Source organism: Ochrobactrum sp. Marseille-Q0166, assembly GCF_014397025.1.
Classification (GTDB): Bacteria; Pseudomonadota; Alphaproteobacteria; order Rhizobiales; family Rhizobiaceae; genus Brucella.
Window position 1 is genome coordinate 1,628,526 of sequence record NZ_JACJUO010000001.1, and the last position, 22,839, is coordinate 1,651,364.

The window sequence follows — 22,839 nt, forward strand, 5'->3', positions numbered from 1 at the left end:
CCGCCTTTCTTATGCAACATGTAACCCCGGCGCTTCCTGTCCGGTGCTTTCGACATATTCGGCGTAACCGCCACCATATTGATGAATGCCGTCCGGCGTGAGTTCCAGTACCCGATTGGAAAGCGCCGACAAAAAGCGGCGGTCATGCGATACGAAAAGCATTGTTCCTTCATAAGCGTCTAAAGCTTTGATCAACATTTCCTTGGTGTCGAGGTCCAGATGGTTCGTCGGCTCATCAAGTACAAGGAAGTTTGGCGGATCAAATAGCATTGCAGCCATAACCAATCGTGCTTTTTCACCACCGGAAAGCACGCGGCATTTCTTTTCAATGTCATCACCTGAAAAGCCGAAGCAGCCTGCCAGTGCGCGCAAAGGCGCCTGCCCTGCTTTCGGAAAACGCTGTTCCAGCCATTCAAGAATGGTGCTGTCACCGTCAAGAATATCCATAGCGTGCTGTGCGAAATAGCCAAGCTTCACACTGGCGCCCAGATTGACGACACCCTGATCAGGTTCCGTCGTACCAGTAACAAGCTTAAGCAATGTCGACTTGCCTGCTCCATTGACACCCATAATACACCAGCGTTCACGGCGACGAACCATAAAATCCAGGCCGTCATAGATCGTGCGGCTGCCATAAGCTTTTTTTACGCCTTTAAGGCTGACCACATCTTCACCGGATCGTGGCGCTGGCAAAAAGTCAAAGGCTACTGTCTGCCGGCGGCGCGGCGGCTCCACTCGATCAATCTTTTCTAGCTTTTTCACACGACTCTGCACTTGAGACGCGTGTGATGCGCGCGCTTTAAATCGTTCGATGAACTTGATTTCCTTGGCAAGCATAGCCTGTTGACGTTCAAACTGTGCCTGCTGCTGCTTCTCATTAAGCGCACGCTGACCTTCATAAAAAGCATAATCACCGGAATAGCTTGTGAGCGAGCCGCCATCGATTTCAATAATTTTTGTCACGATACGGTTCATGAATTCGCGGTCATGCGAAGTCATCAGCAAGGCGCCATCATAATTCTTGAGGAAAGATTCAAGCCAAATCAGACTTTCAAGATCCAGATGGTTGCTCGGCTCATCAAGCAGCATAACGTCGGGGCGCATCAGAAGAATGCGGGCAAGCGCCACGCGCATTTTCCAGCCACCGGACAATCGGCCGACATCGCCATCCATCATTTCCTGACTGAAGCTAAGGCCAGCCAATACTTCGCGTGCACGCCCATCAAGCCCATAACCATCAAGTTCTTCGTACCGGGCCTGAACTTCGCCGTAACGCTCGATAATCGTGTCCATTTCGTCGAGACGATCAGGATCACACATCGCAGCTTCAAGCTCACGCAGTTCCGCAGCAACGATACTGACAGGCCCTGCTCCATCCATAACTTCAGCAACTGCAGAACGCCCTCCCATTTCGCCGACGTTCTGATTGAAATAGCCAATCGTCACACCCTTTTCGACGTTGACCTGCCCTTCATCGGGCTGCTCCTCACCGGTGATCATGCGGAAAAGCGTCGTCTTGCCAGCGCCGTTAGGTCCAACAAGGCCGATCTTCTCACCGCGATTTAACGCGGCAGAAGATTCGATAAAAAGAATGCGGTGGCTGTTTGACTTGCTGATATTATCAATACGGATCATGGTCGTGGGAGGCCTTGTGAAAACTTGGCCTCCCTATGGCACGGCTTGCCCTCGCTGTCACGGATACAATGCCAATTACGGACGCTAAGGAATGTGATGCAGCCATTCTTTGGTTGCAAACTTTTCTTCAACCAGCTTTTCAGCAGCGGCAAACTCTTCCGGCGTTATAGCTCCGCTCACCCCACCATTGAGGGAAACGAACACATCTTTCATGCGATCGATAACTTCTCGCCTCGGAAGCCCCGTCTGGCTGCGAACGGGATCAACGCGCTTGACCGCGCTGGCTGTCCCCTTATCCGAAAGCTTTTCCCGGCCGATGCGCAACACTTTGACCATCTTTTCTGCATCCATGTCATAAGCCATGGTCACGTGATGCAAAACCGTTCCGCCTGAATAGCGTTTTTGCGCCGCTCCGCCGATCTTGCCTTTTGAGCTCGAAATATCGTTGAGTGGCTTATAGAAAGCATCAATCCCAAGCGAATTGAGTGACTTCAAAACCCATTCATCAAGAAAAGCGTAGGAATCTGCGAAACTCATATCGCGGACAAGTTCACCCGGTGCATAGAGTGAATAAGTAATGGAATTTCCCGGTTCTACAAACATCGCCCCGCCACCAGTAACGCGTCGGACCGTCTCAACGCCCATTTCCTGCGTAGCTTCCATATCAACCTCGTTACGCAGCGACTGAAACGCACCAATAATAATTGAGGGCCGTTCCCACTCCCAAAAACGTAAGGTTGGTGCACGACGACCTGCTGCCACTTCGCGCGCTAATACTTCATCAAGCGCTAGATGCATTGTCGGTGAGAGTGGAGGAATATCGATGATCTGCCACTCAAAGTCACGCCAGGTTCGAGCCACTCCCAGCGCTCGGCGAACGGCGATTGCAACTGCTTCGGGACTGAAACCGATCATAAAAGCATCCGGACGCAGCCCCTTGCGAACCGCATCCGCGATATCTTCGGCTGAAGCTGTTGCCGTCAAGCCGGTCAGTGCATTGCGAATATCATCAAGCGCTTCTGCCGGTTCGAGAAAGAAGTCACCGGCGACTTGGACCTGATGTAATTTATTATCCTGCACCTCCAGATCGACAACAACCAGCTTGCCACCGTGGACCTTGTACTCACCATGCATTTTTATACGACCTTGCTGAGACGAAACATCAAGGCGCACTCTTACGGATTGACAGGAGAAAAGGAACTGCGGCACGCACAAATGATGAGATTTTTTCTCAAATAAATGAAATTTCCATCAGTGCTTATCTTTAGAGACGTGGATCGTCGTTCATTTTATATTCAATATAGAGCTTATAGAATTATTTTATCAACGCTCAAAACGATGGTGTTCATCATGGCAGCCTATCTGTCTCGTAAAATCAGCCTCATCGCAGGCCTCTCTGCTTTCATCACATCTATTTATGCATTTGCGCCTGCGCCAGCGGAAGCTGCTCGATTGCAACGCTGCGCATCAGAAAATGGAATTTGCCGATTGCCTTATCCGACAGAAGTTATTTACGGTGCAGATGGACAAGGGACATCGCGTTTCATCGATCGCCCAGAAGTTCGTTGTTCGAACCGCATTTTTGGCGATCCTGTACCTGGCAAAGGAAAAAGCTGCTCCTATGTTGTCCGTGAGCGTTACGAGGATCGCCGCGATGATCGGCGCGGCGGCAGGCGAGATGATCGGGGCCGAGGCCAATGGCAGCAATGCGCCAAAGAAAATGGCTTCTGCGACTTCTACGGCCGCAAAACTGTTCGTTACGGAGCGAAGGGACGTTTTGTTGAACGGGTATTTCGCGATGGAGTCCCATGTGACAATCGCGCTTTCGGAGACCCTGCCCGCGGTCAGGGAAAAGCCTGTTACATTCAGAATTGAAAGTAAAAGGCGGGCTTCAAGCCCGCCTTTTTCATTATTGTCAGCTCAACCAATAAATCTTGTACTCAAAGCGAGGCCAACCGCGATTCAGCTGTTTTATCAGACGCTTTCTGCATTCCTGCGTCACGGTCATAAACATCATTAAAGAAACGCACTTTCCCACTCGCATCCGGCCAAGCTGTGAAATAGGCAATATAAACCGGCACAGGATTCGAGACTTTGATGCCGCGCTCATCTTTGCCGAAATATTTGCCAAGTTCATCAACTTGCTTGCCAAGGACGGCCGCAGCCATGTCGCGCGGGCGTTCCAGACGAATGCAACCATGGCTCAGAGCGCGCATATCGCGGCTAAAATAGGACTTTGCGGGGGTGTCATGCATATAAATGTCATGCGCATTCGGGAACAGAATTTTCAATTCACCCAATGCATTATCGAGGCTGGGCTTCTGACGAATGCCAACATGCGCTTTGCCTGCCGCGACAGCATTCCAATTTACAGCACTTGCCGATACCTTTTTACCACCGACATAAACCTCATAGCCGTTACGGTCGAGATAGCTCGTATCACGCATGACCTTCGGCAGCATTTCATTCAGAATGATCGAACGAGGCACACCCCATGATGGATTGAAAACAACGGTCTGGATCTTATTGTAAAAGAAATAGGTCTGATGTGTCGGTGAGCCAATAACCACATTCATGGCCAGTTTCTCTTTACCGTCTTCAAAATATTCGGCCCGATAAGACGGCTGATTGACCATCACGTAGCGTGAACCGAAGTCATGCGGCAGCCAGCGTAGACGCTCCATCGAATAAAGGATGCGATCACGCTTCACTGAACCTTGCTCGCCCTGCAAAGCCGCAATCGTATTCTTGCCAATAATACCATCCGGCGTACTGCCGGAAAGCTTTTGATAATCCTTGATAGCTGCCGCGAGTTCGGGGTCATAGATGTTTGCGTCGGCATGAGCCTGCAATACATCGCGATGCTCATTCATGTAGTTCGCAGGCGCATGACGCGTGATCAGCGCTACAACCTTGCCAAGTTCATCATTGGTATCACCCGGACGGATAGCCTTATCAAGGGAGATACGGATTGGCTCTCGTGAAGGTGTGGGCGTGTTCGCCAATTCACGCTTCAAAATGGCATAAGCTTCATTGTTGGGCTGAAAGCCTTTCAGGAAAGCGACCGGATCGCTCTCAGACGCAAGTTTTTCAAGAACAGCTTTAGGATCGACTCGATTTCGCGGCAAATCATAAAAGCCGCTCAGTCTGTCAGCAACAATACGCCCTTCACCCGCATCAATCGCGTATCGCAAAGCGCGTGCTGACATTTTAATTTCAAAGTCTGCGAGTTTCTGCTGACGTTCTGCAAGCTGCTGCTCGTTGAAATGATCACCAGGAATGGCAACAGCATATTCTTCCGGGTTGAGACCATCTTCATCGGCTTGCGCAAAGAACGCAGCAACGCCGCCCGCCTTATCGAGCGCCTTGTTATCCGCGGACCAGATAAATGTTCGCTTTTGCGAATAAAAACTGACAATCGCATCTGCGATTTGTTTCTCTGCTTTAACATCCGTTGTTTTCAGATATTCAGCAGCTGCATCAAAAGCCAGTTCACCAAGCGTCTCATCAACTCTTTTTGCTGCACCAATCGGCGACATACCAGACGTAAGCGGATCGATAGTCGCTGGCTGAACTGCAGCCGTCACCTGCATATCCAGAGCGCTGAAATCGACTTTGATCAGAGCGTCGGGCTTATAGTTGTAAATCTGTGGTCCTTTGACGGTAACACGTTGTGCCGGTGGCACTGCTGCCCGCGGAACAGAAACAGGCTTAGCGCTGTTCTGCACCGGCGCTGTTGGCGTAACCTGAACCGGCGGCTGAACAGGTTGAGCCTGTTGCTGACGGCGCTGCTGAAACAATTCCAGCAAGGAATTTGCAGCCTGGGCCTGAGCCGTGGAAAAAAGCGTTGAAGCGGCTAATGCGACCGCCAAAGCGCTGCGAATATAAGGGCCGCTTTTCCGATGATTATTCATGCCACTATACAACTGTCTGGAGAACTGCATTCTAACCGCCAATTCAGTGCGACCGCCGATAAGCAAGCCGCGTCAATCTTTGCCATTAGAATTGATGAATCTCGTATAGAATCTTTTAACGTTAACGCATCTTTCTATATTTTTTGCACTCTGTGCATCAAATTTTATTGAAAATTGTTGGGTGAATATAGCGGGCATATTTGTTTTCGATGTCGTTGCGCAAAGTGCCGCAGTGGATTCCAAGCCTCATCGCGTTAAAAGCCCCGCAGAATATAACGGGCAAGCAAGCGAGGTACCAAAATGGCAGAAGCAAGCGCCGCCGATCTCTTTCCACTTGGCGAAGACAAAACCCCTTATCGCAAACTGACTTCTGACTACGTTTCGGTTGATTCATTTAAGGGGCAGGAAATTCTAAGCGTTGACGCCGAAGGCCTGCGCCTTCTGTCGGAAGCTGCATTTGCTGACATTAATCACTTGCTGCGCCCGGGCCATTTGCAACAGCTCGCAAAGATCATGCAAGACCCGGAGGCGACGGATAATGACCGGTTCGTCGCTTATGATCTTCTGAAAAACGCCAATATTGCAGCCGGTGGTGTGCTGCCGATGTGTCAGGATACGGGCACTGCGATTATTATGGGAAAAAAGGGGCGTCGCGTTTGGACCGAAGGTGGCGACGCCGATGCCTTAGGCGCTGGCGTTCTTGATGCCTATAATAAGAAAAACCTGCGCTACTCACAGCTTGCCCCATTATCGATGTTCGAGGAAAAGAACACCAAGAACAATCTGCCGGCACAGATCGATATCTATGAAGAAGGCGAAGACGCTTACAAGTTCCTGTTTGTCGCCAAAGGCGGTGGCTCTGCGAACAAGACATTCCTGTTTCAAGGAACACCTTCTCTTCTGACACATGATCGAATGATCGAATTTCTGAAGGACAAAATCCTCAGCCTTGGCACGGCTGCCTGCCCTCCTTATCATCTTGCGATCGTCATCGGCGGAACGTCGGCAGAAATGAATCTGAAAACCGTGAAGCTGGCCTCCACGCGTTATCTCGATGAACTTCCTACTGAGGGTTCAGAAACTGGCCATGCTTTCCGTGACCTGGCAATGGAAGCAGAGATTCACAAGCTGACGCAGTCACTCGGCGTTGGAGCGCAATTTGGCGGCAAATATTTCTGCCATGACGTGCGCGTTATCCGGCTGCCGCGTCACGGCGCGTCGTTGCCGATCGGTCTTGGTGTTTCCTGCTCGGCAGATCGTCAGGCTAAGGGAAAGATCACCAAAGATGGTATTTTCCTTGAGCAACTTGAAACCAATCCGGCGCAATATATGCCAGAGATTGATGAAGAGAAGCTGTCATCACATGTGGTGAAAATCGACCTTAATCAGCCGATGGAAGACATTTTGAAAGAATTGTCGAAGCATCCGGTCAAAACCCAGCTTTCGCTGACAGGTTCGATCATTGTTGCGCGCGATCTGGCCCATGCGAAAATCCGCGAACGTCTGGAAAATGGTGAATCCATGCCAGATTATTTCAAGAACCATCCGATTTATTATGCAGGCCCTGCCAAAACACCGACCGGCTATGCTTCGGGTTCCTTCGGACCGACCACTGCTGGCCGTATGGATTCCTATGTCGATCAGTTCCAGGCGTTCGGTGGCTCAATGGTGATGCTGGCTAAAGGAAATCGCTCACGTCAGGTGCGTGAAGCCTGCGGAAAGCATGGCGGTTTCTATCTTGGCTCCATTGGCGGCCCCGCTGCCCGTCTTGCACAAGACTGCATCAAGAAGGTTGAGGTCGTTGAATATCCAGAACTTGGAATGGAAGCCATCTGGCGTATTGAAGTTGTTGATTTCCCTGCCTTTATCGTCATCGATGACAAGGGAAATGATTTCTTCAAAGACCTGAATCTGGGTTGAGCAATAAGGGCGGGAAACCGCCCTTTTCTTATCTCGGATCGCGTTTCAGACCTTTTTCAGCCAACTCATCGAGATAGGTCTGCCAGAGCTTTTCTTTCTCCGCGCCTAGCTTATGGAGATAAGTCCATGAAAACAGGCCGGTATCGTGCATGTCGTCAAATGTAATGCGAACAGCATAATTGCCAATTGGGTCCATACGCATGATCTCGACATTGCGTTTACCGCCAACAGTCACGCGCTGCTCTGGAGAATGGCCCTGCACTTCTGCCGACGGAGACAAAACCCGTAACAATTCTGCCGTCAACTCAAAGCGTTCGCCACGGTCGAAGGCGACTGTCAAAAGCTTGCGATCCTTTGAAACACGCAGTTCGGTCGGCCAGAAATCACTCAACATACTTCTCCGGAGCTTGGTGCGCATCTTTGTCCCAAAAGTGTGAAGTGCTTTCGGACAAAGATGCGTGTTAAAGAGACAATAAAAGCGCGGATATGATCCAATCAGGTCGAAACGCGCTCGATAAAGCGTCTATTTATTTAATAAACCCGCCGCCCGTCACGGTCTATTTTTTATTCTTCGCTTTTTGTTGAAGCAGGCTTGTATGTCTGTGAGCTAGACAAATCGAAAATTGAAAACTATCTCTAAATGTAGAATGCTAGAAAATATCGCGACACACGAGAACAATGGCAAATATTACGCAAAGTATTGATAAAATGCCTAACGTTTCTCCCGCCGGACCGATGATTGATCCGTTTGGGCGCGCTGTCACTTATCTGCGTGTGTCTGTCACAGATCGTTGTGATTTCCGCTGCACTTATTGCATGGCGGAGCATATGACCTTTCTGCCCAAAAAAGACCTGCTTACGCTCGAAGAACTCGACAGAATTTGCAGTGCCTTTATCGATAAGGGCGTGCGCAAATTACGTTTGACCGGCGGAGAACCGCTCGTTCGAAAAAACATCATGCATCTTATTCGAGGTCTCTCCAGACATTTGCAAACGGGCGCACTGCATGAACTGACACTCACGACAAACGGTTCACAGCTTGCACGCTATGCAGATGAACTGGCAGATTGCGGTGTTAAACGCATCAATGTTTCTATCGATACTCTTGACGCGGACAAATTTCGTACAATCACGCGCTGGGGCGATATTAACCGGGTTATCGAGGGAATTGATGCAGCACAAAAAGCAGGTATTCGCGTCAAGATCAACGCGGTCGCACTTAAAGACTTCAATGAATTTGAAATCCCGCAGCTAATCCGCTGGGCGCATGGCCGCGACATGGATATGACGCTTATCGAAACAATGCCTATGGGAGAAATTGAAGTTGATCGTACCGATCAATACCTTCCACTCTCCAAACTTCGATCCGATCTCAGCCGGCAGTTTACGCTCTCTGATATTCCCTATCGCACGGGTGGTCCTGCACGCTATGTTAAGATTGCAGAGACCGGCGGGCGCCTCGGTTTCATAACACCTCTTACGCATAATTTCTGTGAGAGCTGCAATCGCGTGCGCCTCACCTGCACTGGAACACTTTATATGTGTCTCGGCCAAAATGATGACGCCGATCTGCGTGCCGCGGTGCGTGCGAGCGAAGGCGACAGCGTTTTAAACGATGCAATCGATGAAGCTATTTCACGCAAACCCAAAGGACATGACTTTATTATTGACCGAGAACACAATCGGCCAGCGGTCGCACGCCATATGAGCCTCACAGGCGGATAAATAATTTAGATGGATTTGCACAAAGTATAAATTGGACCGAATCCAAATGATAAGCTAGCGATATAAAACCCTTAACCGGATTTCATATCGTGCCGCAGTCAGCGAACTTCCGTGCCAGTATTTTCATGCTCCTCGCCATGGGCACGTTCACCATTGGTGACACCATTACAAAATACCTTCTAGAGCAGATGAACAGCGGTCAGTACATGTTTGTCCGCGGAATATTTGCGACCATCGCGATTGGTTTTCTTGCCTGGCGCAATGGCGCACTGCGCCACTTGTCCATGGACTTGATGACAATATTGCGTGTTATTGGCGAAGTGGTCGCAACGATCACCTATATTTATTCACTGGGCCATCTTTCACAAGCATTCTGTTCGGCTGTTTTTCAGGCAACGCCGCTGGTTGTGACATTGGGAGCGGTGCTTTTTCTCAATGAAAAAGTGGGCTGGCGGCGCTGGATGTGTATTTCAGTGGGATTAATTGGCGTAATAATCATTATTCGCCCAGGCGCTGAAGGTACATCAAGCCTTGCGGCTGTCGGCGTTCTGCTTTCAAGCGTATGTTTTGCAGCGCTGCGTGATATCGCAACGCGCCGTGTTCCGGCACACGTGCCCACGCTCTACCTTTCAACGCTGACTGCCGGAGCTATCGCACTGACCGGTGGAGCACTGACCTTACCAATGGGCGGCTGGCAACCAGTCGGAATCGAACCCATTCTTTTGATGGCTTTAGCCGCAGGCCTTTTGCTTGTTGGTTATCACTTTATCATCATGGCGATGCGCGAAGGCGAAATCTCGTTCGTTTCTCCGTTCCGATATTCAAGCCTGCTATGGGCAATACTATTGAGCACCATTGTTTTTAATCAGGCACCCGATTCCTATACCATCGCCGGATCAGTTCTCGTGGTTGGTAGCGGTATCTATATGGTTTATCGCGAAAATATTCGCAAAAAGCGCGCGCAGAAAGTGCGTAGGCTGGAATCCATATAATGCCAAAATTTAACAACATAGCAGGCGTGATCATTGCTGGAGGTCAATCCAGCCGGATGCATGCCGACGGCATCTGCGGTGACAAATTTCTACAGTTGCTCGGCACAAAAACCATACTCGAACATGTTGCGGCTCGGCTCAAGCCACAGGTTGATCACCTTTTTCTCAATACCAACAGCGATCAAACCAATCTTCCAAACCTGAACATCCCCATTATATTAGATAAGAAGTCACGCAATGGTGGCCCACTTGTCGGCATCAAAACAGCACTTGAATATGCGCATGATTTTGCCTTTTTACTCTGCGTCCCCGCAGACAGCCCCTTCCTGCCAACCAACCTTTTGGTTCAGTTTTACAATCGACACAAGCAAACCAATGCGCGGATTGTTCTCGCCAGTTCAAATGGACGAACTCATCCAATTTTCGGCCTCTGGAAAACTGATCTATTGCAGCCACTGAGCGACTGGCTGGAACGTTCTGATAAAGCGAGTATTCTGGCCTTCGCGCATACAATCGGATTCGAGGAGGTGGAGTTTCCGCTGAAATCTTTGCCTGAAACGACAGGCAACTATGATCCGTTTTTCAACATCAACAGGGCCGAAGATCTTACAAACGCAAGAAAACTTTACGAGACACTGCAATGGTAAAGAAGATATTTGGCATCACTGGCTGGAAAAACTCGGGCAAAACAACGCTGACGGAAAAGCTTGTGCAGGAGTTTGCCAGACGCGGCATTAAAATTTCCACCGTGAAGCATGCGCACCATAACTTCGACATCGATCATATCGGCACAGATTCGCGGCGACACAGAAATGCGGGTGCTTCAGAAGTGGCCATCGTATCATCCGCGCGCTACGCAATCATGCACGAAAATATGGGCGAAGAAGAACCTTCACTGGCCGAAATTGTCGCGAAACTTTCGCCGTGTGATCTGATTCTTGTTGAGGGCTACAAACGCGAATCTCATTACAAAATCGAGCTGAGGCGTTCGGGGGCGCATGAAGGCCCAGCGCTTTCAGACGACGATCCAACCATCGTTGCCATCGCCAGTGATCATGGGGAACAAGACGAAAGATTGCCCGTATTTCATCTTGATGAAATTACAGATATTGCAGACTTTATTCAGCGATTGTTAGGCTTGTGAGGATTTCACTAAATTCTACAACTTTTACCCTATAAAAATTTTACTTATCGCCGTCAGAAGCAAAAATCCCTCTTAAATCCCCTTATCACATGCACAATTAAATTACGTCGACCGTCTTGCAATCCACTAGGAATTGGTGGGATGATCAGCATCGGGGTAGATGATTGGGCATGTACAAGAAAAAATATTGCGCATTGTTATATCCAGCATCTATTTGTATCGAATGAAGGATTACTGTCGAATTTGGTGCTAAATAACTTATACCGACAGCGTCCCTTAAAGCGGCTGAACCAGAAAAAGAATCAGGGAACCAGCCACAACGAAACGAGAGGACTAAGAATGCGCGTTATTCAGCGTATCGCTGCAGCAACATCCGTCGCAGCACTTGCTATTACACTCGGCAACATGACCATCGGCACTGCAAATGCTCAGGAACCACTGAAGCTCAAAATTGGTACAGAAGGTGCTTATCCTCCATTCAATTTCATCAAGCCAGATGGTACGCTGTCCGGCTTTGACGTCGAGATCGCCAAGGCGCTTTGCGACGAAATGAAAGCGGAATGTGAGTTTGTTACGCAGGAATGGGATGGCGCGATCCCTGCCCTTCAATCTGGCAAGTTTGATGCCTTCATTGCTTCCATGTCGATCACTGACGAACGCAAGAAGCAGGTCGATTTTTCGAACAAGTACTACAACACACCTCCAGGTATTGCAGCCCCCAAGGACACCGACATCAAGGGTGTGACCAAGGAAGACCTAGCCGGCAAGACTATTGGTGTACAGGTTTCTATCACGCACTCCAACTACTCTGAAAAGACTTTCACAGACAGCACGATCAAGGCTTATCCGACAGCGGAAGAATATCGTCTTGACCTCGCAAACGGTCGTCTTGATGCCGTCAATGACGATAGCGTGACTTTGGCTGAATGGCTCAAGTCGCCAGATGGCGCTTGCTGTAAGATGGTTGGCACCTTCCCGCCTGTGATTGAAATCCACGGCCCAGGTGCAGGTGTTGCGTTCAAAAAAGGCCGTCCTGAGCTGATAGAAAAATTCAACGAGGCAATCAAGGCGATCCGCACAAACGGAAAGTACAAAGAAATCAACGATAAATACTTTGATTTCGATGCGTATGGTGCTGAAAACTAAGAATATTTAACTTTATGCGCCGGTTTACTCTCAAGTAAACCGGCGCAATTATTTGGACTGTTAAGTAATTTCAAGATCTGTGAAAGGCGCGACAGCGCGACTGTAAAGCAGACCCGCAAACAGATCCAAGGGAAGAGAATAGGCGCATGGAACATTACGCCACCTTATTGAGCTTTGGTCCAGAAGGATGGGGCCGTAGCATCGCCTGGGGACTTCTTGTCACCATTTCGCTTGCTCTTGCCACGTTACCGCTCGGATTAATTCTGGGTTTTCTGGTTGCACTTGGAAAGCAATCGACCGAAGCTTCAATGCGTCTCGCCAGCAATATCTACACGACAATTTTTCGTGGATTACCCGAGCTTCTTACGCTGTTTCTGGTCTATTTTGGCGCTTCGCTGTTACTTCAGCAAGTTCTCGCATTCTTTGACGTGAGTGCAAGAATCGAAATCAATGCCTTTTTCGCTGGCATGATCGCGCTGGGCTTTGTGTTTTCCTCCTATTCGAGTGAAGTCTTTCTATCGGCTTTTCGCGCAATTCCTCGCGGTCAGTATGAAGGCGGTTATGCCGTGGGCCTTTCGCATTGGCAAACGATGCGTAAAGTCATTCTGCCACAGCTGATTAAGATTGCGTTGCCGGGACTTGGCAATCTTTGGCTGGTATTGCTGAAAGATACGTCACTCGTTTCTGTCATCACACTTTCGGATATTTTGCGTCAAACGTCGATTGCAGCGCGGGTAACAAAAGAGCCGTTCCTGTTCTTTGGGGTCGCCTGTCTGCTCTATCTCGCTCTTGCGATCATCTCCTCGTACTTCATCAACCGCATCGCCCGCTGGGCAGATGCTGGCAACAACGCGTCGCGAGGAGCCTGATTATGAACAATGCTATTTCAGAGGTTCTCGCCCCACCGCCAGTCGAACGAAAATGGACACGCGTCCGAATTGCCGGCCATATCATTGTGGGCGTTTGGGCGCTGCTTTTTGTCGGCCTCGCGATTTATCTCTACAACACATGGCGTGTCGACCTGTTTGAAACCTACGGCCCGCGCTATTGGTCTGGTCTGCTCGTGACCTTGCAACTTGTTGCAATCTCAATTGTGATCGGTGCGATCTTATCGCTACCAATTACGGCCGCACGAATGTCAAAGAACCGCTGGTTGCGCAGCCTCGCGTTTGGCTACGTCTATTTTTTCCGTGGTACACCGCTTCTGGCTCAGACATTCCTGATCTATTATGGCTTTGGCACCTTCCGACCATTCCTTGAAAGCATAGGGCTTTGGGTGTTTTTCCGTGATGCCTGGAACTGTGCAATCCTGGCCTTCTCGCTCAATACGGCTGCTTATCAGGCGGAAATCCTTCGCGGCGCTATTCAAAGCGTTGCACTCGGACAATGGGAAGGTGCGGCAGCTCTCGGGATTTCAAAACGCGTAACCTTCTGGAAAGTCATTCTACCACAAGCTTTGATTGTTGCCCTGCGGCCTTATGGGAATGAAATCATTCTCATGATCAAGGGATCCGCAATCGTTGCCATCATCACTGTCCTCGATCTCATGGGTGAGACGCGCCGCGCTTATTCTCGCACATTCGACTTCCAGACCTATATCTGGGCAGCCGTGATTTATCTGCTCATTGTTGAATGTCTCCGACATATATGGGATTTTCTGGAAAGACGGCTGACAAAACATTTGATCCGATAGCCACGGAATAAAAGAAAGCAAAACACCCTCGGTAGCCTTGCAGCCACCGGGAGCGATCTGCTTTAAATGCACATCTGATGCAATGCGTTATGCGTGCAATTCCAAATTAAATGATAGGCCAAACATGTTAAAAATCTGGGGTCGAATTAATTCAACCAACGTTAAAAAGGTGCTTTGGGCCGCTGAAGAACTCGGGCTTGCATATGACCAAATAGATGTTGGTGGAAAGTTTGGCGGCCTTAAAAATGCGGATTTCCTTGCACGCAATCCCAACGGTCTCATTCCACTTTTGGAAGATGAACACACCACACTCTGGGAATCAAATGTAATAGTCCGGTATCTCGCTGCAAGCCATCCAAATGGCGGTCTGTGGATCGAAAACGTAGCGGAACGGGCTGAGGCTGAAAAATGGATGGATTGGTCATCGACAACGCTTTATAACGATTTTCGCGATATCATGATGCATCTGATCCGCCTGCCCAAAGAAGAACGCGATCCGGCAATTTTACAACGTGGTATTGATGGCCTAACGCGCTCACTGCAGATAGCAGAAGATGCGCTGTCCAATCAGCCATGGCTCTCTGGCAAAGATTTCGGCATTGGCGACATTCCGCTTGGTTGCTATGCCTATGCGTGGTTCGAGTTTGAAATCTCACGCCCTTCAATGCCACACCTTGAAAATTGGTACCGGCGATTAGCGCAACGTAAGGCTTATCGTAAAGCTGTCATGACGCCCCTCACCTAATTGCGGCGCTTATCCTTATTTTCGTCATTCAGAAAATCCCTCTGGAGGTATCACACAATGAGCGCAACTAAAGTGGCCTTTCTTGGCCTTGGCGTGATGGGCTATCCGATGGCTGGCCATCTTAAAGTGAAAGGCGGCTACGATGTTACCGTCTTTAATCGTACTGGCTCGAAAGCTGTCAAATGGGCTGAACAATTCGGCGGCAAATATGCTTCTACACCTGCAGACGCCGCAAGCGATGCTGACTATATCTTTTGCTGCGTAGGCAATGACGATGATCTGCGTCAGGTTACCATTGGGTCAAATGGTGCTTTTTCAACAATGAAAAAGGATGCGATATTCATCGACAATACTACGGCTTCGGCAGAAGTCGCACGTGAACTGGATGCCGAAGCGCAGGCACGTGGCTTTCATTTTATTGATGCCCCAGTTTCCGGCGGACAAGCAGGCGCGGAAAATGGTGTACTCACCGTCATGGTGGGCGCATCAGAAAACATATTCGAACGTGCCAAGCCGATTATTGAAGCTTACGCCCGTTCGGTTGGGCTGATGGGACCGGTTGGCTCTGGCCAGCTCGCAAAGATGGTCAACCAGATTTGCATTGCAGGTCTGGTGCAAGGGCTTGCCGAAGGTATTCATTTTGGCAAAAAAGCCGGTCTCGACATTGAAAAGCTTATTGGTGTTATTTCCAAAGGCGCCGCCGGCTCATGGCAGATGGAAAATCGCCATACCACCATGAATGAAGGCAAATACGAATTCGGCTTTGCTGTTGATTGGATGCGTAAGGATTTGGGTATCTGTCTTGAAGAGGCCGACCGCAATGGCGCATTATTGCCCGTGACTGCACTCGTCGATCAGTTTTATAAAGAAATTCAGAGAGACGGTGGCGGACGCTGGGACACCTCCTCCCTGCTCGCAAGGCTCGAGCATTAAGCCATGATTATAAACAAAAAAGCCCGGCATTGCCGGGCTTTTTATCATCTGTGTTAAACGTTCAAAACTTAACCTTAGCTGTCAGAGACAATGCGCCGACGAAGTCATTGCCAAAATCGCCTTTGGAACCGGTTGGGCTTGCAACACCATTCACTACAGTGTCGTCGAGTTCACCCGAAGTCAGCCAACCCGCAGCACCCGCGAGACGGATCTCAAAATTATCGGTCGCTTTATAGTTCGTTCCCAATCCAAACAGCCAGATGTCAGTTTGTGACGTGAGACCGGTTGTCGTTCCACGATCCCATGTGACAGTAGCTGCGGCAGACCACTGATCGTTAAACTTGTGCCCAACGCCACCGCTGACAGTCCAGCCATCCTGATAATACAGATTCAAGCCGGTAATTTTCTGCCCTTGAGGGACAACTTGGTTAGCCTTGGCAAGGAAATTAACGACAGTAACTGAGGACCAGTCAGTCCACTTAACCGAACCGAAGGCCAGCCAGTCAGGCGCTATACCCGTCTGAAACTTGAATTCTACGGATTGCGGAGTGGAAACATCCCCTTCGACAGCAATTGGTATGCCGGCTTGGGTAATTGGGTTGATAGCCAGGTTGCCAATCGTTCCATCAAGTGAATATTTCACTTCCGATTGATAAACAACGCTGGCACGAACTGCATATTCAGGAAGTTCGTAAGCCGCACCAAGGCGCCAGCCAACAGACTTATCCTCAACATCGAGAGACGCGATGCGCCAATTGCCTCCGAATGGCTGGCCGAACGGAGGAATAAGTTTTGTCTGTTCGCCCTTCAATTCCTGATAGCTGACGCCGCCAAGGATGCGGAAATATCCTTTTTCACCAGCGGCGAAGCGATAGGAACAGTTCAGACCATAGTCGTGGGACGAAATCTTCTGCTCAATCGCGACAAAGCTACGAACAGTCCCGGTTCCAACGTCAGTATGAATACCCCATGGCTGACGATACTGGGCGGCACAGGCAAGATCGTCCGTAAGGTCAACTTTGGCAGAAAACTTGGGAACCCAATAGCTTTTCGCCTCGTCAACTTCCGTTGTATATGCCCCACCACTGAATGGATTTCCGTTAGGCGTCAAAGCACCGACCTGTGAACCACGAATATTTTTTAGCTTTCTCTGTGGCGATACAAACGTACCAGTGGTGTCCAGGACAGTCCCTTGTTCAAACAGAATGTCGAAATCCTGAGAACTGCGCTCTAAGCCGCCCGCCTGTGCCCCAACGGCACTCCCCATCAATGCGACCACTATGCCTGCCGCTTTCATGCGCTGCACATTCATAAAATGTCCTCCCAAACAAAATGTAATGAAGCTCAGCAATTTACGTTGACGCAAACGTAAATCAGGAATGATTCACTGCGCAAGATGCCAAACTTCGTGTGACTGCGCGTAGCGAAATGCGGATAAGGCGAAAATTCCAAATTTTTAGGAGTAATCGCGAATAATTCTAAAATTCCAAAGAAAGACTCCTTTCAAATGGTCTATTTCGGCCAATTTTCAGCGCAATTCATGCCTTGTTGCCAAACCGCAACAGCATAAAAAAACAATCGAAATGCTGGTTCGATGAGTGAGTGATGCTGCTGAATTGCAATTGAACCGATATCAAGCACAAAAAATACCCGGCTCGATAATTCGCCGGGTATTTGATTCGAGATCGTTATGATCGTTGTCGCCTGGCTGCTCAGCCTGCTTCGCGAATGCGGGCCTCTGCTGTGGCGACACGTGCAGCAGCTTCTTTCAATTCAGCCAGACGCTCACGGTCAGCCTGAACGACTTCTTCCTTTGCATTCGCAACGAACTTTTCGTTCGAGAGCTTTTTCTCGATTTTTTCCATTTCAGCGGCAATCTTGCCTGCTTCCTTGGCCATACGAGCAGCTTCTGCTTTGAGGTCAATCAAACTACCCAAAGGCAGGCATATTGTTGCCTCGCCGTGAACGAGCTGCGCCGAACCCTTCGGCGCTTCCTCAGCAAAAGAAACGGATTCCACACGTGCCAGACGTTTAATTGCAGCATCATGGCGCGCAAAGCGATCAAGCGTTATCGCATTCGCTTCAAGAACGACGATTGGCGCAACGGCACCTGCCGGGACGTTCATTTCGGAACGAACGGAGCGAATGCCCATAACCAGATCAACCAGCCAGTTGATGTCTGCTGCAGATTCTTCGTCTTCAAACGACAACTCCGGCCATTGTGCCAGTGCAAGAACGGTATCGCGCTTTGTACCCTCACCTGCAGTCAGGTTCCAAAGTTCTTCTGTCATGAACGGCATGAATGGATGCAAAATCTTGTAAATCTCATCCAGACAATAAGCAGCCGTTGCCTGAGCTTCAGCTTTAGCAAGCTCATCGTCGCCCATGAAGATCGGCTTGAGCAGTTCCAGATACCAGTCGCAGAACTGATTCCAGACAAAACGATAGGCCGCTCCCGCCGCCTCATTGAAGCGGTAATTCGCAATGCCATCAGTCACTGCGCGCGATGCCTTCGTAAGCTCCGTCAAAATCCAGCGGTTGACGGCAAGCTTTGCGTCATCCGGCTTGAAGTTCGGGTCAAGCTTTACGCCATTCATCTGCGCGAAACGCGTCGCATTCCATAGCTTGGTTCCGAAGTTGCGATAACCTGCAATCCGCGCCGGATCAAGTTTCACGTCGCGCCCCTGAGCCGCCATGATCGCAAGCGTAAAGCGCAGAGCATCTGCGCCGTACTCGTCCATCAATTCAAGCGGATCAATGACGTTGCCCTTGGACTTCGACATTTTCGCACCGTGCTTATCGCGCACAAGCGCGTGGAGATAGACCGTGTGGAACGGAATCTCTTCCATAAAATGCAAACCCATCATCATCATGCGGGCAACCCAGAAAAACAGGATATCGAAACCCGTTACCAGAACACTTGTTGGATAATAGGTTGCGAGTTCGGTTGTCTTATCCGGCCAGCCCAATGTCGAGAAAGGCCACAGACCCGACGAAAACCAAGTGTCCAGAACGTCGGTATCGCGCTCCAGAACAACGTCTTCGCCGTAATGTGCGAAAGCCGCAGCTTTTGCTTCCTCTTCGCTCTTTTCAACGAACCATTTGCCATCTGGTCCGTACCAAGCAGGAATCTGATGTCCCCACCAAAGCTGGCGCGAAACACACCACGGCTGAATGTTTTCCATCCAGTCGAAATAGGTCTTTTCCCAGTTCTTTGGCACGATCTGAGTACGCCCATCACGAACCGCAGCCATGGCTGGTTTTGCTAGTTCAGCAGCATTCACATACCATTGATCGGTCAGGTAAGGCTCGATTGGCACACCACCGCGATCACCATGTGGGACCGCATGTGTGTGGTCTTCAATCTTTTCCAGATAGCCCTGCTCTTCAAGCGTTTCGATTAGACGTTTGCGTGCTGCAAAACGGTCCAGCCCTTCAAACTCACTGATAAGTGCATTGAGTTCCGGTGTGACTTCCAGACCTTCAAGAAAATCAACATTGTCTTTCAGTGTGATAGCAGCGGAAGGCGTGAGAATATTGATCACCCGAAGATCATTGCGCTTGCCGACCTCAAAATCATTGAAGTCATGCGCAGGCGTGATCTTAACTGCGCCTGATCCTGCTTCCGGGTCAGCATAGTCGTCCGCAACGATCGGTATTCGGCGGCCAACAAGCGGCAGTACAATATTATTACCAATAGAGGCGTGATAACGCTCATCCTTCGGATTCACCGCAACGCCGGTATCACCCAGCATCGTCTCAGGGCGCGTTGTCGCAACGACGATGAAAGTATGTGGGTTCTCAGGATCGAACGGGACGTTCTCGAGCGGATAGCGCAGATGCCAGAGATTGCCTTTAATCTCGCGGGACTCGACTTCTATGTCAGAAATCGCGGTCAGCAGTTTGGGATCCCAGTTAACGAGACGCTTATCACGATAAATCAGCCCCTGTTTGTAGAGCGAGACGAATACTTCGATAACAGCGCGCGACAATCCCTCGTCCATAGTGAAGCGCTCACGCGACCAGTCGCATGATGCACCAAGACGGCGGAGCTGATTGGAGATCAGCCCTCCCGATTCCGATTTCCACTGCCAGATACGTTCGATGAACTTTTCGCGGCCCATAGCATGTCGGTTTGGTTCCTGACGTTCTGCAAGCTGACGCTCAACGACCATCTGCGTTGCAATGCCCGCATGGTCCATTCCTGGTTGCCAAAGTACATTCTTGCCACGCATACGCTCGAAACGGACCATGATGTCCTGAATCGTATTGTTTAGCGCATGCCCCATATGCAGCGATCCCGTAACATTGGGCGGAGGTATAACAACTGCAAATGGATCAGCGCCAGGCTTTGCACCTGCACCCGCTTTGAATGCGCCAGCTTCTTCCCAGCGTTCAGCGATTTTCGGCTCAACGGCCGCGGCGTCATAAGTCTTTTCAAGCATGGAACTATCCGGTCTGAATACGGAATGAATTGATTGACGGCTGAATAGCAACTAACCGCCAACAAATCATCCTAAAAGTGAAAACCCGCCTGCGAGACAGACGGGTCAAATGGTCCAATCTGGTACAGTTTTTTTTCAACCTTCGCCACGCACCACGCGCTCGATTTCTTCGCGAACAAGCCGTTCTACGAGCGACGGCAAATTGGTATCAAGCCAGTTTTGCAACATTGGGCGAAGAATCTCAGAAGCAATATCATCGAATGAACGACGCGGTTCCGAATGAACAGCGTGGTTCAAATCCTGAAATGCTGCCGATACTTTACGTTCCGTATCCTCAGACAAAATATGATCTGTATTGTTCTGTTTCAAGTTAACAGGCTCATCCTTCGCAACGGTCGATGCTTCTGCTGGCACATCAGAGGCTTGATCAGTTTGCACGATATTCAACTCGCTCGCAATCTGTGTTTCGAGCGATGGAGCGCCATCCTTTTCCAGAAGTGGCTTTGGAACTTCACTGAAATTATCGTCGTTCTGAGCATTCAGAACGAAAAAATCTTCCGCGTCTGCTTCAACATCATCAACGGAAACAGAACCTTCGTCAGCAGCGTCAGACACAGTACCACGCAGCACCGGCTCATCTTTAAAGACAACAGGTTTTAAATGTGGTTTCTCTTCTGCTTTGGGCGCAGGATCCTGAATGTGAGAGGGGGCCCGAAACTTGGGCATATCACTACGCGGCTTGTAAGATGATGAAGGTGGGATCGGGTGACGCGAAACATCACTATCTTCAATAATCCGGCGAATAGACGCAAGGATTTCTTCCATTGACGGTTCGCGTGCTGCGCTGGATGTTTGTGCCATAGCTATCCGACTTTCCTTACTGCCATTACTCACACAGGCAGAGAATCATTAACTAAGGGTACCGGACATGCAGCGCTTTGAGAATCCCTGCGTAGCCACACGCATTCCAAACTCACAGCTTTATCATTTTATTAAGAAAATACGCCATTCATTCGAATCAAAAGGCGGCACCAATGGCACCGCCTTCAAACCTATTTACCGGAAAAATTAACGCCCATCCGGTGTGCGTAGGCCGAACCACTTGTCCTTGACTGCGTTGTAATGCTCTTCCGGCTTATACTGAGCAACCTGCAACTGCATATCCTTCGCAGTCATACGTCCACTAGCAGCAAGAAGTGCATAGCTCGCTACAATCGAATTACTTTCCGCTTGAACGAGGGCTATCTGCACATCAACCAGGCTGTTTTGTGCGTTCAAAACATCGAGCGTTGTACGCTGACCAACCTTGCGTTCTTCGATGACGCCATCGAGAGCCAGCTGTGCGGCAGCGATACCGTCGCGGTTCGCCTTGACGGAAGCACGAGCTGCCTCAAGCTGTGACCATGCGGAACTGATCGCCTGACGCACTTTATCCTGTATAATATCGACTTCAATTCGTGCCTGGCCAAGCTGTTCTTTTGCCTGACGCACCTGAGCCGATGAACGGCCTCCAGTGTAAATTGGAATGTTTACGCCCACACCAACGGAAGCTGAATTACCGTCACCGATATTTGTACCGGCATAAGTATCAAGATGGCTTGCACTAGCTGTCAACCCAACGGTTGGCAGCAGAGCGCCCTCCTTGGCCTTGACGTTGTAACCTTGAGCATTAACTGCATATTGGGTGGCAAGGATACCTGGATGTATCTGAGTAGCATTTGCATAAGCAGCATCTGGCGAACGCGGAAGATTTTTGGCAGCCGGCGCTAAAGAGAGGCGATCTGGGTGCGAACCAATAACCTGAACATATGTCGCCTCTGCTGACTTCACGTCAGCACGCGCTGCGTTAAGCGCGGCAATTGCCGTTGAACGCTGCGACTCTGATTGTGCTACGTCCGTGCGGGTACCCTCACCGACGTCAAGGCGCGCCCTCGATGCACGTACCTGCTCGTTCATTGCGGCAAGATTTTTTTCCCGTAGCACCGCAATTTGTCGAAGCTGATAAACATCCATATACGCCTGAACAGCCGCAAAAAGCGTATTCTGCTCATCATTACGAAGATTTTCGCGCTGTGCAAAAACGGTTGTCTCTGCGGCAGCAACACTGTTCTTGGTCTGGAAACCATCGAACAACATTTGATTGAGTTGAATGCCATATGTGCCGGTTGTACGATAATCAGAACCGGGCGACTTACTGCGAGTGACATTATAAGAACCCGTCACTTGAGGACGATATCCCGACTTTGCAATCGCTACGTTTTCATCCTGAATTCTTACGCCAGCTCGCGAAGAGTTCAATGTCGCGTTGTTCTTATAGGCCTTTATGAGCGCTTCGTTAAGGGTTTCCGACAAAGCAGCATGACCCGATAAAACGGTGCCAGACAGAAGTATTGCCGCCGCCATAAGTCCTTTGCACGCTTTGAACACCGTATACCTCATATAAGAACAAACGAATCTACAATCGAACCGATCAGTTCGGAAAGACTTAATAACGTGTAAGCTTCGTTATTTCCATCTTTCCTAAGGCACTATCACAAACAATTTTAA

19 protein-coding genes are annotated in these 22,839 nt (G+C 49.7%); 11 read left to right on the forward strand and 8 right to left on the reverse strand.

Translation table 11 applies throughout. The features are described 5' to 3' along the window. Positions 1–9: 9 nt before the first annotated feature. Together H5024_RS07765 and H5024_RS07770 are read right to left on the reverse strand one after the other, a co-directional pair. A complete protein-coding gene (locus H5024_RS07765) occupies positions 10–1,635 on the reverse strand; it encodes an ABC-F family ATP-binding cassette domain-containing protein (protein WP_187545082.1) in 1,626 nt (541 codons plus the stop codon). 84 nt (positions 1,636–1,719) lie between these two features. Next, positions 1,720–2,769: a biotin/lipoate A/B protein ligase family protein gene (locus H5024_RS07770; protein WP_187545084.1), complete on the reverse strand. Its 1,050-nt coding sequence runs from the start codon at positions 2,767–2,769 to the stop codon at positions 1,720–1,722. 216 nt (positions 2,770–2,985) lie between these two features. Here H5024_RS07770 and H5024_RS07775 point away from each other — a divergent pair, with 216 nt between their 5' ends. Further along, on the forward strand, positions 2,986–3,510 hold the full coding sequence (locus H5024_RS07775) for a hypothetical protein (protein WP_187545087.1): 525 nt from the start codon (positions 2,986–2,988) through the stop codon (positions 3,508–3,510). A gap of 65 nt (positions 3,511–3,575) precedes the next feature. Here H5024_RS07775 and H5024_RS07780 read toward each other — a convergent pair whose 3' ends face one another. Further along, the gene (locus H5024_RS07780) at positions 3,576–5,579 is read right to left on the reverse strand and encodes a L,D-transpeptidase family protein (RefSeq protein ID WP_187545090.1); all 2,004 of its coding nucleotides are present in this window, start codon (positions 5,577–5,579) and stop codon (positions 3,576–3,578) included. Positions 5,580–5,849: 270 nt separating this feature from the next. Between H5024_RS07780 and H5024_RS07785 the strand changes: the two genes are divergently transcribed. Continuing rightward, on the forward strand, positions 5,850–7,469 hold the full coding sequence (locus H5024_RS07785; protein ID WP_187545092.1) for a fumarate hydratase: 1,620 nt from the start codon (positions 5,850–5,852) through the stop codon (positions 7,467–7,469). A 28-nt stretch (positions 7,470–7,497) separates the two neighbouring features. On the opposite strand, the gene H5024_RS07790 is transcribed toward H5024_RS07785, so the two are convergent. Then, a complete protein-coding gene (locus H5024_RS07790) occupies positions 7,498–7,860 on the reverse strand; it encodes a DUF971 domain-containing protein (RefSeq protein ID WP_187546693.1) in 363 nt (120 codons plus the stop codon). Positions 7,861–8,147: 287 nt separating this feature from the next. Here H5024_RS07790 and moaA point away from each other — a divergent pair, with 287 nt between their 5' ends. The 9 genes from moaA to H5024_RS07835 all read left to right on the forward strand — a co-directional run bounded on the left by moaA (position 8,148) and on the right by H5024_RS07835 (position 15,847). Continuing rightward, positions 8,148–9,194, forward strand: a complete 1,047-nt coding sequence (gene moaA, locus H5024_RS07795; protein WP_348770679.1) for a GTP 3',8-cyclase MoaA — start codon at positions 8,148–8,150, stop codon at positions 9,192–9,194. A 125-nt stretch (positions 9,195–9,319) separates the two neighbouring features. Continuing rightward, positions 9,320–10,186 (forward strand): DMT family transporter, encoded by an 867-nt coding sequence (locus H5024_RS07800; RefSeq protein WP_187546696.1) that lies wholly within the window; start codon positions 9,320–9,322, stop codon positions 10,184–10,186. After that, positions 10,186–10,833 (forward strand): molybdenum cofactor guanylyltransferase, encoded by a 648-nt coding sequence (mobA, locus tag H5024_RS07805; protein WP_187545095.1) that lies wholly within the window; start codon positions 10,186–10,188, stop codon positions 10,831–10,833. Before H5024_RS07800 ends, mobA begins: the two co-directional genes overlap by 1 nt. Continuing rightward, the gene (mobB, locus tag H5024_RS07810; protein ID WP_187545098.1) at positions 10,827–11,330 is read left to right on the forward strand and encodes a molybdopterin-guanine dinucleotide biosynthesis protein B; all 504 of its coding nucleotides are present in this window, start codon (positions 10,827–10,829) and stop codon (positions 11,328–11,330) included. The genes mobA and mobB overlap by 7 nt, the downstream gene beginning before the upstream one ends. Positions 11,331–11,669: 339 nt before the next feature. Next, entirely contained in the window at positions 11,670–12,476 is an 807-nt protein-coding gene (locus H5024_RS07815; protein WP_187545100.1) for an ABC transporter substrate-binding protein, read from the forward strand. A 146-nt stretch (positions 12,477–12,622) separates the two neighbouring features. Next, complete coding sequence (locus H5024_RS07820; RefSeq protein WP_187545103.1) at positions 12,623–13,345, forward strand: ABC transporter permease; 723 nt, start codon at positions 12,623–12,625, stop codon at positions 13,343–13,345. Between the two features lie 2 nt (positions 13,346–13,347). Then, positions 13,348–14,169, forward strand: a complete 822-nt coding sequence (locus H5024_RS07825) for an ABC transporter permease (protein ID WP_187545106.1) — start codon at positions 13,348–13,350, stop codon at positions 14,167–14,169. Between the two features lie 124 nt (positions 14,170–14,293). After that, positions 14,294–14,914 carry a glutathione S-transferase gene (locus H5024_RS07830; protein WP_187545108.1) on the forward strand — a complete coding sequence of 207 codons (621 nt, stop codon included), beginning with the start codon at positions 14,294–14,296 and terminating at the stop codon, positions 14,912–14,914. Between the two features lie 57 nt (positions 14,915–14,971). Beyond that, positions 14,972–15,847 (forward strand): NAD(P)-dependent oxidoreductase, encoded by an 876-nt coding sequence (locus H5024_RS07835; protein ID WP_187545111.1) that lies wholly within the window; start codon positions 14,972–14,974, stop codon positions 15,845–15,847. A gap of 61 nt (positions 15,848–15,908) precedes the next feature. Here H5024_RS07835 and H5024_RS07840 read toward each other — a convergent pair whose 3' ends face one another. The 4 genes from H5024_RS07840 to H5024_RS07855 form a co-directional block, all read right to left on the reverse strand. Beyond that, a complete protein-coding gene (locus H5024_RS07840; RefSeq protein ID WP_187545113.1) occupies positions 15,909–17,159 on the reverse strand; it encodes an OmpP1/FadL family transporter in 1,251 nt (416 codons plus the stop codon). A 400-nt stretch (positions 17,160–17,559) separates the two neighbouring features. Continuing rightward, the gene (locus H5024_RS07845; RefSeq protein WP_187545122.1) at positions 17,560–20,292 is read right to left on the reverse strand and encodes a valine--tRNA ligase; all 2,733 of its coding nucleotides are present in this window, start codon (positions 20,290–20,292) and stop codon (positions 17,560–17,562) included. Between the two features lie 135 nt (positions 20,293–20,427). Further along, positions 20,428–21,153, reverse strand: coding sequence for a PopZ family protein (locus H5024_RS07850; protein WP_187545124.1), 726 nt, complete (start codon positions 21,151–21,153; stop codon positions 20,428–20,430). 207 nt (positions 21,154–21,360) lie between these two features. Then, positions 21,361–22,731 (reverse strand): TolC family outer membrane protein, encoded by a 1,371-nt coding sequence (locus H5024_RS07855; protein ID WP_187545126.1) that lies wholly within the window; start codon positions 22,729–22,731, stop codon positions 21,361–21,363. Positions 22,732–22,839: the final 108 nt, after the last annotated feature.

What these genes read in the sequence shown, in the direction of transcription:
- H5024_RS07820 (WP_187545103.1), top strand. Translation starts at nt 12,623, where the DNA reads ATGGAACATTACGCCACCTTATTGAGCTTTGGTCCAGAAGGATGGGGC.
- H5024_RS07830 (WP_187545108.1), top strand. Translation starts at nt 14,294, where the DNA reads ATGTTAAAAATCTGGGGTCGAATTAATTCAACCAACGTTAAAAAGGTG.
- mobA (WP_187545095.1), top strand. Translation starts at nt 10,186, where the DNA reads ATGCCAAAATTTAACAACATAGCAGGCGTGATCATTGCTGGAGGTCAA.
- H5024_RS07815 (WP_187545100.1), top strand. Translation starts at nt 11,670, where the DNA reads ATGCGCGTTATTCAGCGTATCGCTGCAGCAACATCCGTCGCAGCACTT.
- H5024_RS07840 (WP_187545113.1), bottom strand. Translation starts at nt 17,159, where the DNA reads ATGAATGTGCAGCGCATGAAAGCGGCAGGCATAGTGGTCGCATTGATG.
- H5024_RS07845 (WP_187545122.1), bottom strand. Translation starts at nt 20,292, where the DNA reads ATGCTTGAAAAGACTTATGACGCCGCGGCCGTTGAGCCGAAAATCGCT.
- H5024_RS07770 (WP_187545084.1), bottom strand. Translation starts at nt 2,769, where the DNA reads ATGCATGGTGAGTACAAGGTCCACGGTGGCAAGCTGGTTGTTGTCGAT.
- H5024_RS07850 (WP_187545124.1), bottom strand. Translation starts at nt 21,153, where the DNA reads ATGGCACAAACATCCAGCGCAGCACGCGAACCGTCAATGGAAGAAATC.
- H5024_RS07835 (WP_187545111.1), top strand. Translation starts at nt 14,972, where the DNA reads ATGAGCGCAACTAAAGTGGCCTTTCTTGGCCTTGGCGTGATGGGCTAT.
- H5024_RS07780 (WP_187545090.1), bottom strand. Translation starts at nt 5,579, where the DNA reads ATGCAGTTCTCCAGACAGTTGTATAGTGGCATGAATAATCATCGGAAA.
- H5024_RS07775 (WP_187545087.1), top strand. Translation starts at nt 2,986, where the DNA reads ATGGCAGCCTATCTGTCTCGTAAAATCAGCCTCATCGCAGGCCTCTCT.
- H5024_RS07800 (WP_187546696.1), top strand. Translation starts at nt 9,320, where the DNA reads ATGCTCCTCGCCATGGGCACGTTCACCATTGGTGACACCATTACAAAA.
- moaA (WP_348770679.1), top strand. Translation starts at nt 8,148, where the DNA reads ATGGCAAATATTACGCAAAGTATTGATAAAATGCCTAACGTTTCTCCC.
- H5024_RS07855 (WP_187545126.1), bottom strand. Translation starts at nt 22,731, where the DNA reads ATGAGGTATACGGTGTTCAAAGCGTGCAAAGGACTTATGGCGGCGGCA.
- H5024_RS07785 (WP_187545092.1), top strand. Translation starts at nt 5,850, where the DNA reads ATGGCAGAAGCAAGCGCCGCCGATCTCTTTCCACTTGGCGAAGACAAA.
- H5024_RS07825 (WP_187545106.1), top strand. Translation starts at nt 13,348, where the DNA reads ATGAACAATGCTATTTCAGAGGTTCTCGCCCCACCGCCAGTCGAACGA.
- H5024_RS07765 (WP_187545082.1), bottom strand. Translation starts at nt 1,635, where the DNA reads ATGATCCGTATTGATAATATCAGCAAGTCAAACAGCCACCGCATTCTT.
- mobB (WP_187545098.1), top strand. Translation starts at nt 10,827, where the DNA reads ATGGTAAAGAAGATATTTGGCATCACTGGCTGGAAAAACTCGGGCAAA.